Source organism: Pseudoclavibacter sp. Marseille-Q434, assembly GCF_050315415.1.
GTDB lineage: Bacteria > Actinomycetota > Actinomycetes > Actinomycetales > Microbacteriaceae > Pseudoclavibacter.
In genome coordinates this window covers 906,063-920,159 of sequence record NZ_JBNPQH010000001.1, presented here as the reverse complement: position 1 = coordinate 920,159, position 14,097 = coordinate 906,063, and the positions used below count along the sequence as shown (strand labels likewise).

Sequence of the window (14,097 nt, the reverse complement as noted above, 5' to 3'; positions counted from 1 at the left end):
CGTTTCCTGGGCCCTGGTTCACGAGCCGCTCCCCTCGCGCTCGCCGGAGCAGAGCACGTAGAGCGCGGCCATGCGGACGGCGACGCCGTTCGCGACCTGCTCGAGGACGGTCGACTGCGCTGAGTCGGCGGCGATCGAGGAGATCTCCAGACCGCGGTTCATGGGGCCGGGATGCATGACCATCGTAGCCTCGGGCAGGCTCCGGAACCGGGTCTCGCCGAGCCCCCAGTTCTTGGCGTACTCGCGCGTGTTCGGGAAGAAGGCATCGTGCATCCGCTCCGCCTGGATGCGGAGCAGCATGACCGCGGTCGGGTGCGTGGCGAGCGCCGCGTCGAGGTCGCTCGTGATCGTCGCCGGCCAGGACTCCGTGCGCACGGGGACGAGGGTCGGCGGGCCGACGAGCGTGACCTCGGCCCCGAGCGTCGTGAGGAGCCACACGTTCGATCTGGCCACTCGCGAGTGCAGGATGTCACCGACGATGACGATGTGGCAGCCGTCGAGTCCCTTTCCCCGGGCCGCGGCGCGTCCGTGGACGCGACGTCGCAGCGTGAACGCGTCGAGGAGCGCCTGCGTGGGGTGCTCGTGCATGCCGTCGCCGGCGTTCAGGATGGGGGCGTCGATCCAGTCACGCTCGGCGAGGAGCTGCGGCGCGCCGCTCGAGGGGTGCCTGATGACGACGGCGTCGGCGCCGATGGCCTTGAGCGTCTGCGCCGTGTCCTTGAGCGACTCTCCCTTGGAGACGCTCGATCCCTTGGCGCCGAAGTTGATGACGTCAGCGGAGAGCCGCTTCTCCGCGGCTTCGAACGAGATGCGGGTGCGCGTCGAGTCCTCATAGAACAGGTTCACGACGGTGATGCCTCGAAGAGCTGGCAGCTTCTTCACCTCGCGGTCGCCGACATCCGACATGTCCTCGGCGACGTCGAGCAGCATGATCGCGTCCTCGCGACTCATGCCCTTCGTGGAGAGCAGGTGCTTCATGCGCGTCCCCCGTCGGTGATGACGACGCGGTCGCCGCCGTCGAGCTCCGTGAGCTCGACGCCGATGCGCTCGCTCCGGGCGGAGGGCAGGTTCTTCCCGACGTAGTCCGCGCGGATCGGGAGCTCGCGGTGCCCGCGGTCGACCAGGACGGCGAGCTGCACGGCACGAGGCCGGCCGGTATCGCTGAGCGCGTCGAGGGCGGCTCGCACCGTGCGGCCGGAGAAGAGCACGTCATCGACGAGCACCACGGTCTTGCCGTCGATGCCGCCCACAGGGATGTGCGTGGGCTGCGAGACGCGTGCCGGTCCGCGACGCAGATCGTCACGGTACATCGTCACGTCGAGTGCGCCAGCGATCTCCGCGGCGTCGACGTGTGTCCCGTTCGAGGCCTCGAAGCCGGCGATGAGGCTGGCGAGGCGCTTCGCGAGGGGAACTCCTCGGCTCGGGATGCCGAGCAGGAGCAGGTCCTTCGACCCACGGTTCTGCTCGAGGATCTGGTGCGCGATTCGCACGAGGGCTCGTTGAACGTCGTCGTGATTCAGCACGGTTCGCTGGGGCACGTCGACCTCCTTCCCCGCCTCACTGGACGGTGTTAAAGGATGTCTGGAACTGGGGGCCGGGCCGTCTCGCCTGTGGCGGTCTCGGCTCGAGCCCCCAGCCTAGCATCGGCTACTGCTCGCTGATACGGCCGAGCACGCCGTGGATGAACTTGCCCGACGCGTCCGTCGAGTACTCACCGGCGGCGCTGACGGCCTCGGTGATGGCCACGGCGGCGGGGATCTCGTCGTTGTACTTGAGCTCCCAGATCGCGACGCGGAGGATCGAGCGGTCGAGCGCGGGCATGCGCTCCAGCGTCCAGTCGCGAGCGGTCTCGACGATGTAGCCGTCGATCTCATCTGCGTGCTCGATGACGCCGAGCACGATCTCCCTGGCGTAGCGCCAGCTCGCCGCGCGGTCGGGCTCATCAGCGGCCCGCTCCGCTTCCTGGCCGAGGAGCTCGGGGATCGGGGTCCCGCGAACGTCGGAGGCGAACAGGATGTCCATGGCGCGCTTGCGCGCCTTCGTGCGCGCGCTCACTAGTCGTTGACGCGGCCCAGGTAGTCGCCCGTGCGGGTGTCGATCTTGACCTTCGTGCCGGCGTCGACGAACAGCGGCACCTGGATCTCCGCGCCGGTCTCGACGGTCGCGGGCTTGGTGCCCGCATTGGAGCGGTCGCCCTGCAGGCCCGGCTCGGTGTACGTGATCTCGAGCACCACCGACGGCGGGAGCTCGATGTAGAGCGGCTCGCCCTCGTTCAGCGCGATCTGCACGCTCTGCTGCTCGAGCATGTACTTGGCCGCGTCACCCACGATCCGCTCGTCGAGCGTGATCTGGTCGTAGTCGGTCTGGTCCATGAAGACGTAGCCGTCGCCGTCGCGGTAGAGGTACTGGAAGTCGCGGCGGTCGACCGTCGCGGTCTCGATCTTGGCGCCGGCGTTGAACGTGCGGTCGACGGTCTTGCCGCTGACGACCTGCTTGAGCTTGGTGCGCACGAAGGCACCGCCCTTGCCGGGCTTGACGTGCTGGAAGTCGATGACCTGCCAGAGTTGCTTCTCGATGAGAAGCACAACGCCGTTCTTGATGTCTGCCGTAGTTGCCATGGAAGTTTCTCCGTGTCCATCCCGCGCAAGAGCGGGATTCTTCAGTTATCGCCACCTGGTTGAGGTACGCGCGAGCTGTCGGCGCGAGGCGTTTGCCCCAGCGGCCCCGGAGAAGTCTAGTGCAGGGTCTCCGAAGAGGCCTGTTTCGCCTCGCTCATGGCGCGGATGCCTTCGAGTGCCGCCAGGTACGAGCCTGCGCCGAGACCTGCGACGACGCCCGTCGCGACCGCCGAGATGACGCTCGTGTGCCGGAACGCCTCGCGTGCGTGCGGGTTCGACAGGTGCACCTCGATGACCGGGGTCCCCGTCTCCGTGACGATCGAGACCGCGTCGCGGAGCGCGATGGAGTAATGGGTGAGCGCGGCGGGGTTCAGGATGACCGGGGTGCGCGCATCCGCCGCTTCATGCAGCCACTCGACCAGCTGGCCCTCGAAGTTGGACTGCCGTGCGTCGATCTCGACGCCGCCGCCAGCTGCAGCGCGGAGGAGCTCGAGGATGTCGGCGAGCGTCTGCGTGCCGTACGTCTCCGGCTCGCGGGTGCCGAGTCGATCGAGGTTGGGGCCGCCGAGAACGAGGATGCGCATGCGGGTCAGTCTATAGACGGGGTCAGGCGAAGGCCGCGGTCGGGACGACCGACTCGTCCGCCGAGATGAGCTCGTTGCGCACGAACGCGTTCCAGACCCCGTTGTCGTCGACGCCGGTCGTCACCTGGTCGGCGTAGGCCTTGATGGCATCGGGTGCGTTGCCCATCGCGACGCCGACTCCCGTGAGCTGGAGCATCTCGACGTCGTTGATGCTGTCGCCGATCCCGATCGTGTCCGCCCGCTCGAGCCCCTTCAGGCCGCACACCTCGAGGATGGCGCTCCCCTTGTTCACGCCGAGTTGCAGGAGCTCGCCGCTGTGGGGGCCGAGAACAGGGACCGTGGCGTTGATGACGTCGAAGCGTCCGGCGAAGGCCTCGCGGATAGCGTCGATGGGGGTTTCGGCGCTCAGGAAGCACATCTTGCCGATGTCGTCTCGCAGCACCTCGCCACCCTCCTCGAAGAACGTCTCGAACTGCAGCGCTCCGTCGGCCTCGACACGGTCGGAGTCGGCGAGCTCGACGGCGAGCAGCCTCCGGAGGTGCGCGCGGAAGCCGGGACTTGCGACGACTGCCGAGTCGCTCTGCACGTAGAAATCGATCCCAGACCGGGTGAACACGTCGATGGCGAAGGCGACGTCGTCGAGCGACATCGTGCGTGAGACGCGCGTCTCCCCGTCGAACCACACGAAGCTGCCGCCGGCGCTCACGATTCCGTCGAAGCCGATGTCGAGGATCTGGGGGTAGATCTCCGCGCGCGACCGGCCGGTGCAGATGAAGACCAGGTGGCCGGCGGCCCTCGCGCGGCTGACGGCCTCGACCGTCGACGGCTGGATGCGCTCCTGCTCGTCGATGAGAGTGCCGTCGATGTCGAGGAAGACGATGCGCCTGGTCAACTGTGTCCTTCTGCTCATGAGTGCGGCCGATAGCTCCGGCGCCTCGTCGAACGAGGATGACGCTGCAGCTGGGCCGTCCACCAGGCTAGACGATGCGAGCACGCGGACGGCACCTGAGGGCTGGCGGCGCTGTCCCTGACGACCTAGCCTCGGACCATGTCCGCCGAGTTCGAGACCCTGGCGACCACGGGGTCGTCCACGCCGTCCGTCGAGGACGCCAGCAGAGCCCTGCGCGCCAGCTGGCCCGCGCTGGACGAACGGCGTCTCGGCGGCTGGGCCGTCGGATTCTCCGAGGGGTTCACGCGGCGTGCGAACAGCGTGTGGATGCTCGGCGAGGTGGGGGACGTGGAGACGGCCATCGGCACGGTCGAGGAGGCGTACCGTGTGCGTGGCCTCCCCAGCCGCTTCCTCACGACCGACTCGAGTGACTCGGACGAAGTGGCGGCGCTGCGGGCGTTCGGCTACGTGACGTCACTCTCCGGCGGAGTCCTCGCGCGTGCGCTCGGCCCAGCAGACGGCCCTCACCAGTCGCTCGCTGGCTCACATCCATCCGCGGTCCTCTCGGTATCCGCCCCGCAGCTCCCACCCGACTGGCTCGACGCCTGGCTGACCTGGAGCGGCCGACGCCTGCCGAGCGACCGCCGCCTCGCCCCGCGCATCCTGCGCCAGGGCACGCCGAGCTTCCTCAGCGTGAGCGTCGACGGTTCCAACGTGGCGACCGCGCGGCTCTCGGTGCTCGACGGCATCGGGGTCGTCGACTGCCTGGTCACGGCTCGCGCGAGCCGGGGCCGTGGGTACGCCCGTCTGCTGCTCGAACGCGCGCAGCACGAGGCCTTCGCGCTCGGCGCATCGTCGTGCCTCGCCATGGTGGTCGACGGCAACGACGCCTCGCTCCGGCTCTTCGACCGGCTGGGCTACCACCGGCTCGGGGCGTTCCGATACCTGGAGGGTCCAGAGCGGACCGGCTGCTGCTGAACGCCGCCCTGGCAGCGGCGACCCAGGGCCGCGTCGTAGGGTCCTCGCACCAGTGAGACAGAGGAGCAGCCCATGCGAGAGCTCGTGTACTACGTCGCGACGAGCATCGACGGTTTCATCGCCGACCCGAGCGGAGGCTTCGACGCCTTCCCGATGGAGGGCGACCACATGGCCACCCTGCTCGCGGACTACCCCGACGCGTTCCCTGCGCATGTCCTTGATGCGCTCGGAATGCGGGCCCCCGGCACGAGGTTCGACACCGTCATCATGGGCTGGAACACCCTACGCCCAGCTCTCGATGTCGGCATCGAGAGCCCGTACCCGCATCTGCGTCAGGTCGTCGCGAGCCGCGGCGACCGGCGCGTCGCTGATGACATGACGCTCACGAGCGACCCCGTCGACACCGTCCGGCGGCTGAAGGACGAGGACGGGCTGCCGATCTGGCTCTGCGGCGGAGGGGAGCTCGCCGGCTCGCTGCGCAGCGAGATCGACCGCCTCGTTCTGAAGCGGAACCCGGTCGTCTTCGGTGCCGGCGTTCCGCTCTTCGGCCACGCTGGATACTCACCGCAGGCATTCACCCTGAGCGCGACGCGGCGCTTCGAATCGGGCGTGACGATTGATGAGTATGTTCGGTGCGACGAACGCCGGGGCGCTTAGCTGGCGATCTCCTGGTACGCGGCGAAGAGCAGGCTCTCGTCCGGCGCGCGCATGATCGTCGGACGCCCGAGGCCATCGAGGACGACGAACCGGAGCATGGCGCCCCGCGCCTTCTTGTCGCGGCGCATCGTGGCGAGCAACGTCTTCCAGCGGCCGGCTGGATAGCTCGTGGGGAGACCGAGGAGCTCGAGGATCGCCGTGTGGCGGTCCGCGGTCGCGTCGTCCAGGCGCCCGGAGAGCCTCGCCAGCTCGGCGACGAACACCATGCCGATGGAGATGGCGGCACCGTGGCGCCACTGGTAGCGCTCCGCGTTCTCGATGGCGTGCCCGAGCGTATGGCCGTAGTTGAGGATCTCCCGCAGCCCCTGCTCGGTGAAGTCCTCGCCGACGACCCGCGCCTTGACGCGGATCGCGAGCTCGAGCACCCGGAGGAACTCGGGGGTCGTCGGGTCGGTAGCCCGCTCCGGGTCACGCTCGATGATGTCGAGGATCTCCGGCTCCGCGATGAAGCCGGCCTTAACGACCTCGGCGAAGCCGGCCAGGAGCTCGTTTCGCGGCAGGCTGTCGAGGATCTCCGGATCGATGACGACGCCAGCAGGAGGGTGGAAGGACCCGACGAGATTCTTGCCCTCGTTCGTGTTCAGCCCTGTCTTGCCGCCGATCGCTGCGTCGACCATCGCGAGCACCGTCGTGGGCATGTGCACGACCTTGACGCCACGCAGCCACGTCGCGGCGATGAAGCCGCCGATGTCGCTCGTCGCGCCTCCGCCGATCGTGATGACGGCGTCCGACCTCGTGAAGTCCGCCTGGCCGAGGATCTGCCAGCAGAACGCCGCCACCTCGATGCGCTTCGCGCCCTCCGCATCCGGGATCTCGGCGATCAGAACCTGGGTGTACTCGCCGACGAGCTGCTCCCGGACACGCTCCGCCACATTCGCGAGGTGGGGGGCGTGCACGATCAGGACCTTGGCGACGCCCTCGCCGAGCAGCGCCGGGACCACGGCGGCCGCGTCGCGGAACTGGCCGCCCCCGATGATGATGTCGCCGTGGGCGCCGGGAACCTCGATGATCTCAGGCAACGTCGCTTGGTCCTTCCTTGGAGTTCTGCTCCAGCCACTCCGCGATGTCGTCGACGACGCGGACCATGGGCCGGAATGAGGTGTCGAAGCTCACGTCCGCGAGACGCTCGTACGTCTCGCGACGGGCTTCGTAGATCTGCGTCCAGCTCTCGATGCCCGTGATGAGCGGCCGCTTCGAGTTGCCGGTGATGCGCTCCGTGATGGCAGCGGGGGACGCGGTCAGCAGCACGACGGTGTGGCCGTCGAGCCGCGACTGCGTCTCGACGTCCATGACCGCCCCGCCCCCGAGTGAGAGGACCTCGGTCGTCTCGAGGTGCTCCGCGATCACGTCGCGTTCGAGTCGCCGGAACTCGACTTCCCCGTGCGCGGCGAAGATGTCGGGAATCGCCCCGTGGCGCGCCACGATCACCTTGTCGGTGTCGGCGTAGCTCGCGCCGAGCACCTTCGCGAGGCGGCGCCCGGCCCTCGACTTGCCGGCCGCCGGCGGGCCGATGAGGACGACGCTCATACGCGCCACTCGCTGAGCGAGTCCCCCATCGGCGTCTCGTCGACGGGACCAGCCTGCAGCTCGGACTCGGAGACCGACTCGTGGGACGTGCGCAGCAGGGGTGGGATGCTCCCGAGGTAGCTCTCGATGTTCCGCTTCGTCTCCGCCACCGAGTCCCCGCCGAACTTCTCCAGGATCGAGTCCGCGATCGTGAGGGCCACCATGGCCTCGACGACGACGCCGGAGGCCGGGACCGCGCACACGTCGGAGCGCTGGTGGTGTGCCGCCGCGTCCTGACCGGTGGCGACATCCACGGTGTGCAGCGCCTTCGGAACGGTCGCGATCGGCTTCATGCCCGCGCGCACGCGCAGGACCGTGCCCGTCGCCATGCCACCCTCGATACCGCCGGCGCGGTCGCTCGAGCGCACGATGGAGCCATCCCGGACGTAGAGCGGGTCGTGCGCCGAGGTTCCCGGACGACGAGTCGTCTCGAACCCGTCGCCGACCTCGACGCCCTTGATGGCCTGGACGCTCATGAGCGCCTTCGCGAGACGCGCGTCGAGTCGACGGTCCCAGTGCACGTAGGAGCCGATGCCAGGCGGCAGTCCCCACACGAGGACCTCCGTGACCCCGCCGAGCGTGTCGCCGCTCTTGCGGACCTCGTCGATGAGCGCGACGGCCGCCGCCGACGTCTCCACATCGAAGACGCGGACGGGATCGGCGTCGATCGCCGCGAGGTCCGCGTAGACGGGCAGGGGCGCGTCGTCTGGGACGCGAACCGTGCCGATGGCCAGCGTGTGACTGAGCGTGGTGATTCCCAGCTCGGCCAGGAAGCGCTTCGCGATCGCGCCGAGCGCGACGCGCGCCGCTGTCTCACGGGCGCTCGCGCGCTCGAGGACGGGGCGGGCGTCGTCGAAGCCGTGCTTCTGCATGCCGATGAGATCGGCATGTCCCGGGCGTGGACGCGTGAGCTTCGCACCCCGGCCGGTGTCGAATACGGCGGCATCCACCGGCTCCGGACTCATGACCTCGACCCACTTGGGCCACTCCGTGTTGCCGATGCGGATGCCGATGGGCGAACCCATCGTGGCGCCGTGGCGCACGCCCGCGGAGAGCGTCAGCTCGTCCTGCTCGAACTTCATTCGCGCTCCCCGGCCGTGGCCGAGCTTTCGCCGCGCGAGGTCGGTGCGGAGATCGTCGAGGGACAGCGGGACACCAGCTGGGAGTCCCTCGAGGATCGCAAGGAGTTCTGGGCCGTGGGATTCCCCGGCCGTGAGCCATCGAAGCATTGGACTATTCTGACACGCGCAACGCGGCGCTCCGCATCGCGGCCCGCACCTCGGCCTCTCGCGGCAGCCGTTCGGACACCCCGCGTCCCGTGAAGAGACGCACTTGCACAAGAGCCTGCTCGAGCAGGAGCTCGAGTCCGGAGACGACCCGTCCGCCCGCCGACAGCCAGCGCGACGCGAGATTCGTCGGCCACGGGTCGTAGAGCACGTCGAACAGGAGTGCTCCGTCGACCCAGGCCTCGTCGACTAGGAGATGGTCCTGGTCACCCGGGATGGTGTTGACGACGAGCTCGGCGTGCTTGGACTCGGCAGGCAGGGCGTCGAACTGGGCGAAGGTCAGCACGTCGACGCCGACCCCGAGCGATGATGCCAGCGTGGCCAGCTCCCGCGCGCGCTCGGGCGCGCGGACGACGACACGCAGCTCAGACGTGCCGAGCGAGGGCAGCGCTGCGACCACGGCCGCCGCCGTGCCACCGGCCCCGAGCAGGCGGACCCTCGGCGCGGCCTGCATCCCCGCAGCGTTCAGCGCTGCGACGAACCCGAGCACGTCCGTGTTCCACCCACGAGCGGCGCCGCCTGCGTCCGGATCGTCGAAGACGAGCGTGTTGACGGCCCCGATCCCGACAGCGGCCGGGGCGAGCCAGGAAGCGAATTCATGCGCCTCCTGTTTGAGGGGCATCGTGACGGAGAACCCCCGCCACCCCGCTCCGCGCGTCGACATGAAGCCGGCGAGCTCGCCTTCCGGAACGTCGAACCGCTCGTAGCGCCAGTCCAGCCCGAGCTCCCTGTACGCCGCGGCATGGATCGCCGGCGACTTCGAATGGTCGATCGGCGAGCCGAGGACGGCGAGCCTGGTCACCGGCGAGTCCACGCCTGCCTCAGCCATATTCTGGGTGGTCTTCCATCCACGCGAGCCACTTGGCGACTGCGACCTCGTGCTCCTCGAACGTCTCGGAGAAGATGGTCTCCCCCGTGTCGAGGTTCCAGGTCACGAAGTACACCCACGGCCCGTCGGCGGGGTTCACGGCCGCGTCGATAGCGATGTCACCCGGGTTCGAGATCGGCCCCGCGACCATCCCCGGATGCACGTACGTGTTGTAGATGTTCGCAGCGTCGGCGCGTTCCGCGTCGCTCGTCGAGACTCGGTGCGTGTTGCCGGTGCCATAGGCCACCGTCGCGTCGGACTGCAGGAGCATGCCCATGTCGAGCCTGTTGAGGAACACCCGCGAGACCTTGTAGTAGTCCTCGCGGAGGCCCGCTTCCTTCTGGATGAGCGAGGCCAGGCGGATCGTGACCCAGCGTGCCTCTGGAGCGACGCCGTGCTCGTCGAGTGACTGGAACATGCGGTCGACCAGCGTCTTCAGCACCGTGTTCGCGTCGACGCCGGGGTCGAAGCTGTAGGTCGCCGGGAACAGGAACCCTTCAAGCGTCGTCGCCTCAGCGGGGAGTCCGAAGTTCGCCGGGATGGCGGCCGCCTCGAGATCGGCGACGGGAATGCCGACGCCACCCTCGATGAGTGCGTAGACGTCCTGGAGTGCTGTGCCCTCCGGAATCACGACGGTCGACTCCTGGCGGTTCGCGGGGTCGAGCAGCGAGGCGAGCGCGGATTCGGCGCTCATCTCCTCCTGCATTCCGTAGCTGCCTGGGATGAAGACCGGATCCTCGGGCTGCGCGAGCACCTCATCCACGAAGGCGCCAGGGGATTTCACGATGCCGACCTCGGCGAGTCGCTCGCCGATGGAGGTGCCGGTGTCGCCGGATTCGATGGTGAACGCCATCTCCGTGCCGTTCCCGCTGCCCTCGAAGTCCGCAGAGGACGCACCACCCCCGAACAGGCTGCGCAGCTGGGAGCCGAAGCCGAACCAGACGACCGCCGCGCTCACTGCCACGACAACGACGAGCACGAGGATGACGATCAGGCTGCGCTTGCCCTGCTTGACCGCGGCCGACTGGCGCCTGCGGTTCCCGCCGGACCTTCGCGGACTGCCGTCGTTGGCGTCCGCCTGCTTCGCGGTCTCGTCGGAGAAGAGGTCACCGAACGGATCGTCCGGGGTGAATCGCTTGCGACCTTCTTGGCTACCTGGGGGCTGGTTGTCCGTCAGAGTCCTGATCCTTTCGGGAGAGGAGCTCACCCGGCGCACGTCCGGATTGGCGCTCCGCGTCGAGCGAGGTCTGCAAGATGACGACTGCCGCCACCTGGTCGATGATGTTCCGAGATCTGGAGGCCTTCCGGCCCACGTCGCGAAGCTGCCGGCTCGCGCTGACCGTCGTCAGACGCTCGTCCACCAACCTGAGTGGAACCGGAGAGTGGGCGGCGATCTGCTCGGCCACCGCCCGCGCGTCCGCAGTCGATGCGGTCTCGGCACCTGAGAGCGACAGCGGGAGGCCCACGACGATCTCGATGGCGCCGTACTCGACGACGAGCTCCGCGATCCGCCTGGCGTGGGCATCGCCCTTGGCTCCGTCCCGCGGCACCGTTTCGAGCGGCGTCGCGAGCATTCCGTGCGGGTCGCTCCTGCTCACGCCGACGCGGGCCTTGCCCACGTCGACGCCGAGGCGCGTGCCTGGACGGATGTCAGCCATTCGCGAGTTCAGTGCGGATCGCGGCGAGCGCGTCGTCGAGGCGCTCGACGTCGGTGCCGCCGCCCTGCGCGACGTCCGGCTTCCCGCCGCCGCCTCCGCCGAGGATCGGGGCCGCGATGCGAACGAGGGCGCCTGCTGCGGCCCCAGCGTCACGCGCGGCCGGGTTGGTGGCGACGAGCACGATCGGCTTGCCGTTGGAGGCGGCGCCGAGCGCGACGACGGCAGGTCGGTCGCCGAGCTGCTCGCGGACGGCGAGCGCGAGCGAGCGGAGCTCGTCCGCGCTACGGACCTCGCCGAGGTGCTTCGCGACGAGCAGGACGCTCCCAGCGGAGCTGGCCTCGGCGGCGATCGCGGGCACGCGCCGCATGGCCTCGGCGGCTTCGAGCTCCGCGATGCGCTTCTGAGCGGCCTTGAGGCTCGTCGCCAGGTCCTGGACGCGGTCGGCGAGCTGCTCGCGCGGGGCCTTGAGGTTGCTCGTGAGCTGCGAGACGATGGCGCGCTCGACGGCGAAGTCCGCGAAGGCGTCTCGCCCGACAAGCGACTCGATGCGGCGGTTGCTCGAGCCGACGGAGGACTCCCCCACCAGGGTGACGATCCCGATCTCCGACGAGCTGCCGACGTGCGTGCCGCCGCACAGCTCTCGCGACCAGGGGCCGCCGATGTCGACCATCCGCACCCGGCTGCCGTACTTCTCGCCGAACAGGGCGCGAGCCCCGAGCGACTTGGCCTCGTCGAGGTCCATCTCGCGGGTCGTGACGACGTGGTTGGCGCGGATGGCGTCGTTGACGATGCCTTCGAGCTCGGCCTTCGTGTCGTTCGTGAGTCCCTGGCTCCAGGAGAAGTCGAGGCGCAGGTACCCGGCCTTGTTGTACGAGCCGGACTGGTGCGCGTCGGGTCCGAGCACGTCTCGGAGCGCGGCGTGGAGGAGGTGCGTCGCCGTGTGGGCCTGGTTGGCGCTGCGACGGTATGCCGGGTCGACGATCGTCTCGACGCGATCGCCGACGGCGACCTCACCGGAGACGATGGTGACGGTGTGGCTCACGAGGCCCGCGATGGGCCGCTGGACGTCGACGACGTCCGCGACGAGTCCACGGGCAGCTGAGGTGATCTGGCCAGAGTCTGCTTCCTGTCCGCCCGACTCCGCGTAGAGCGCCGTGCTGGCCAGGATGATCTCGACCTGCTGTCCGGAGTTGGCGCTGACGGCGGGGTGACCGTCGACGATGAGCCCGAGCACCTCGCTCTCGTGGGCCAGGTCGGTGTAGCCGACGAACGTGGTCTCTCCCAGCGAGCGGAACTCGCTGTACACCGAGACGTCGGCAAGGGCGGAGCGCTTTGACTTCGCATCCGCCTTCGCACGCGTGCGCTGCTCGCTCATCAGCCGCTCGAACGCCTCGCGGTTGACGCTGACGCCCGCCTCCTCGGCGATCTCAACGGTGAGGTCGATGGGGAAGCCGAAGGTGTCGTGGAGCTTGAACGCGGTCTCACCGGAGAGGTGCTGCACCCCGCTCGCACGCGTCTCGGTGACGGCGGTCTCGAGGATGGCCGTGCCAGCTGCGAGTGTGCGGAGGAAGGTCTCTTCTTCTGCGTAGGCGAGACGCGCGATGCGCGGGAACTCGTCCACGAGCTCTGGGTAGGCGTCCTTCATCGCGTCTTTGGAAGCGGGCAGGAGCTGCGGGAGGCTGGCGCCTTCGAACCCGAGGAGGCGCATGGCTCGGACGACCCGGCGCAGGAGGCGTCGCAGGATGTACCCGCGTCCCTCGTTGCCCGGCTCGACCCGGTCGGCCATCAGCATGAGCGAGGAGCGCACGTGGTCGGCGACGACGCGCATGCGCACGTCGTCCGCGTGGGAGGCACCATAGGCCTTGCCGGAGATCTCAGCGGCCCTGTCGAGGACCGGGCGAACCTGGTCGATCTCGTACATGTTGTCGACGCCCTGCTTGATGAAGGCGATGCGCTCGAGGCCCATGCCCGTGTCGATGTTCTGCTTCGGGAGGTCGGCGACGATCTCGTAGTCGTCCTTCGTGGTTCCCTCACCGCGCTCGTACTGCATGAACACGAGGTTCCAGATCTCGACGTAGCGGTCGTCGTCGGTTGCCGGTCCCCCGTCCGCTCCGTATGCGGGGCCACGGTCGAAGAAGATCTCGGAGCAGGGACCGGCGGGGCTGCCGGGGCCGCCCGCCGACCAGAAGTTGTCCTTCATGCCGAGGCCCTGGATGCGTGCATCCGGGAACCCCGTCACCTCACGCCAGATGCCGCGTGCGACGTCGTCCTTCTCGTAGACCGTGATCCAGAGGTCCTCCGGCTTGAACCCGAGCCCGCCCGCACTCTCCGGCGTGGTCAGCAGCTCCCAGGCGAACTCGATCGCGCCCTGCTTGAAGTAGTCGCCGAACGAGAAGTTCCCGCACATCTGGAAGAAGGTGCCGTGTCGAGGGGTCTTGCCGACTTCCTCGATGTCGTTGGTCCTGATGCACTTCTGCACGCTGACCGCGCGGTCGAACGGGGCCGGGACCACTCCCGTGAAGTACGGGATGAACGGAACCATGCCCGCGATCGTGAACATGATCGTCGGGTCGTCGCTCACCAGGGGCGCTGAGGGGACTGCGGTGTGCCCCCGCTTCTCGAAGAAGTCGAGGTAGCGGCGACGGATCTCGGCGGTTTGCATAGTGCTGTGTGGCTCTTTCTGTGGCGACTGGCGACGGGCGACGAGGCCCCCCGGGATGTGGGTGGGGTGTCGCGCTACTTGATGTCGGCGATAGCCGCGGTGAGGTCCTGCGTGCGCGCGCGGTAGCCCTCCGCCACGGCTTCGGTGAACTCGTCGACGCGTCCGTTCACGCCGGAGAAGAACGTGCGGCCTGCTGGGGTCGAGTTGACGAGGTGGGCGAGGGCGAAGCCTGCGGCGATACCGCCGATGATGCTGAGCGCTGTGCGCATGA

Annotated in this window: 16 protein-coding genes; 2 read left to right on the top strand and 14 right to left on the bottom strand. The window is 68.8% G+C overall.

The window, feature by feature from the left end; translation table 11 throughout:
• Window positions 1-18 precede the first annotated feature (18 nt).
• The 6 genes from ACQFZP_RS04495 to ACQFZP_RS04470 form a co-directional block, all read right to left on the bottom strand.
• Window positions 19-978: an aspartate carbamoyltransferase catalytic subunit gene (locus tag ACQFZP_RS04495; protein ID WP_211890455.1), complete on the bottom strand. Its 960-nt coding sequence runs from the start codon at window positions 976-978 to the stop codon at window positions 19-21.
• Entirely contained in the window at window positions 975-1,538 is a 564-nt protein-coding gene (pyrR, locus tag ACQFZP_RS04490; protein ID WP_104253262.1) for a bifunctional pyr operon transcriptional regulator/uracil phosphoribosyltransferase PyrR, read from the bottom strand. Before pyrR ends, ACQFZP_RS04495 begins: the two co-directional genes overlap by 4 nt.
• A gap of 109 nt (window positions 1,539-1,647) precedes the next feature.
• On the bottom strand, window positions 1,648-2,055 hold the full coding sequence (gene nusB / locus ACQFZP_RS04485; protein ID WP_068484434.1) for a transcription antitermination factor NusB: 408 nt from the start codon (window positions 2,053-2,055) through the stop codon (window positions 1,648-1,650).
• Entirely contained in the window at window positions 2,055-2,618 is a 564-nt protein-coding gene (efp, locus tag ACQFZP_RS04480; RefSeq protein WP_068484432.1) for an elongation factor P, read from the bottom strand. The genes nusB and efp overlap by 1 nt, the downstream gene beginning before the upstream one ends.
• Window positions 2,619-2,734: 116 nt before the next feature.
• On the bottom strand, window positions 2,735-3,202 hold the full coding sequence (locus ACQFZP_RS04475) for a type II 3-dehydroquinate dehydratase (RefSeq protein WP_211890454.1): 468 nt from the start codon (window positions 3,200-3,202) through the stop codon (window positions 2,735-2,737).
• A gap of 22 nt (window positions 3,203-3,224) precedes the next feature.
• Complete coding sequence (locus ACQFZP_RS04470) at window positions 3,225-4,094, bottom strand: Cof-type HAD-IIB family hydrolase (RefSeq protein ID WP_211890453.1); 870 nt, start codon at window positions 4,092-4,094, stop codon at window positions 3,225-3,227.
• A 156-nt stretch (window positions 4,095-4,250) separates the two neighbouring features.
• Here ACQFZP_RS04470 and ACQFZP_RS04465 point away from each other — a divergent pair, with 156 nt between their 5' ends.
• Entirely contained in the window at window positions 4,251-5,069 is an 819-nt protein-coding gene (locus tag ACQFZP_RS04465) for a GNAT family N-acetyltransferase (RefSeq protein WP_104311963.1), read from the top strand.
• A gap of 72 nt (window positions 5,070-5,141) precedes the next feature.
• Window positions 5,142-5,726, top strand: coding sequence for a dihydrofolate reductase family protein (locus ACQFZP_RS04460; protein WP_104311964.1), 585 nt, complete (start codon window positions 5,142-5,144; stop codon window positions 5,724-5,726).
• Here the strand turns inward: ACQFZP_RS04460 and aroB are convergent.
• The 8 genes from aroB to ACQFZP_RS04420 all read right to left on the bottom strand — a co-directional run bounded on the left by aroB (window position 5,723) and on the right by ACQFZP_RS04420 (window position 14,095).
• Entirely contained in the window at window positions 5,723-6,805 is a 1,083-nt protein-coding gene (gene aroB / locus ACQFZP_RS04455; protein ID WP_104311965.1) for a 3-dehydroquinate synthase, read from the bottom strand. The genes ACQFZP_RS04460 and aroB overlap by 4 nt on opposite strands.
• On the bottom strand, window positions 6,798-7,313 hold the full coding sequence (locus ACQFZP_RS04450) for a shikimate kinase (RefSeq protein WP_104311966.1): 516 nt from the start codon (window positions 7,311-7,313) through the stop codon (window positions 6,798-6,800). Before ACQFZP_RS04450 ends, aroB begins: the two co-directional genes overlap by 8 nt.
• Window positions 7,310-8,581: a chorismate synthase gene (gene aroC / locus ACQFZP_RS04445; RefSeq protein ID WP_211890452.1), complete on the bottom strand. Its 1,272-nt coding sequence runs from the start codon at window positions 8,579-8,581 to the stop codon at window positions 7,310-7,312. Before aroC ends, ACQFZP_RS04450 begins: the two co-directional genes overlap by 4 nt.
• A 4-nt stretch (window positions 8,582-8,585) precedes the next feature.
• Window positions 8,586-9,467, bottom strand: a complete 882-nt coding sequence (locus tag ACQFZP_RS04440) for a shikimate dehydrogenase (RefSeq protein WP_211890451.1) — start codon at window positions 9,465-9,467, stop codon at window positions 8,586-8,588.
• On the bottom strand, window positions 9,460-10,713 hold the full coding sequence (mltG, locus tag ACQFZP_RS04435) for an endolytic transglycosylase MltG (protein ID WP_307852732.1): 1,254 nt from the start codon (window positions 10,711-10,713) through the stop codon (window positions 9,460-9,462). The genes ACQFZP_RS04440 and mltG overlap by 8 nt, the downstream gene beginning before the upstream one ends.
• Window positions 10,658-11,155, bottom strand: a complete 498-nt coding sequence (gene ruvX, locus ACQFZP_RS04430) for a Holliday junction resolvase RuvX (protein WP_219819811.1) — start codon at window positions 11,153-11,155, stop codon at window positions 10,658-10,660. Before ruvX ends, mltG begins: the two co-directional genes overlap by 56 nt.
• 1 nt (window position 11,156) lies before the next feature.
• Window positions 11,157-13,826 (bottom strand): alanine--tRNA ligase, encoded by a 2,670-nt coding sequence (gene alaS, locus ACQFZP_RS04425; protein ID WP_211890449.1) that lies wholly within the window; start codon window positions 13,824-13,826, stop codon window positions 11,157-11,159.
• 74 nt (window positions 13,827-13,900) lie between these two features.
• On the bottom strand, window positions 13,901-14,095 hold the full coding sequence (locus ACQFZP_RS04420; RefSeq protein ID WP_104311972.1) for a Na+ dependent nucleoside transporter N-terminal domain-containing protein: 195 nt from the start codon (window positions 14,093-14,095) through the stop codon (window positions 13,901-13,903).
• Between the last annotated feature and the right edge of the window lie 2 nt (window positions 14,096-14,097).

Coding starts and splice junctions, on each gene's coding strand:
- aroC (WP_211890452.1), bottom strand. CDS start 8,581: ATGCTTCGATGGCTCACGGCCGGGGAATCCCACGGCCCAGAACTCCTT.
- alaS (WP_211890449.1), bottom strand. CDS start 13,826: ATGCAAACCGCCGAGATCCGTCGCCGCTACCTCGACTTCTTCGAGAAG.
- ACQFZP_RS04495 (WP_211890455.1), bottom strand. CDS start 978: ATGAAGCACCTGCTCTCCACGAAGGGCATGAGTCGCGAGGACGCGATC.
- ACQFZP_RS04420 (WP_104311972.1), bottom strand. CDS start 14,095: ATGCGCACAGCGCTCAGCATCATCGGCGGTATCGCCGCAGGCTTCGCC.
- ACQFZP_RS04460 (WP_104311964.1), top strand. CDS start 5,142: ATGCGAGAGCTCGTGTACTACGTCGCGACGAGCATCGACGGTTTCATC.
- efp (WP_068484432.1), bottom strand. CDS start 2,618: ATGGCAACTACGGCAGACATCAAGAACGGCGTTGTGCTTCTCATCGAG.
- ACQFZP_RS04440 (WP_211890451.1), bottom strand. CDS start 9,467: ATGGCTGAGGCAGGCGTGGACTCGCCGGTGACCAGGCTCGCCGTCCTC.
- ACQFZP_RS04450 (WP_104311966.1), bottom strand. CDS start 7,313: ATGAGCGTCGTCCTCATCGGCCCGCCGGCGGCCGGCAAGTCGAGGGCC.
- ACQFZP_RS04475 (WP_211890454.1), bottom strand. CDS start 3,202: ATGCGCATCCTCGTTCTCGGCGGCCCCAACCTCGATCGACTCGGCACC.
- ACQFZP_RS04465 (WP_104311963.1), top strand. CDS start 4,251: ATGTCCGCCGAGTTCGAGACCCTGGCGACCACGGGGTCGTCCACGCCG.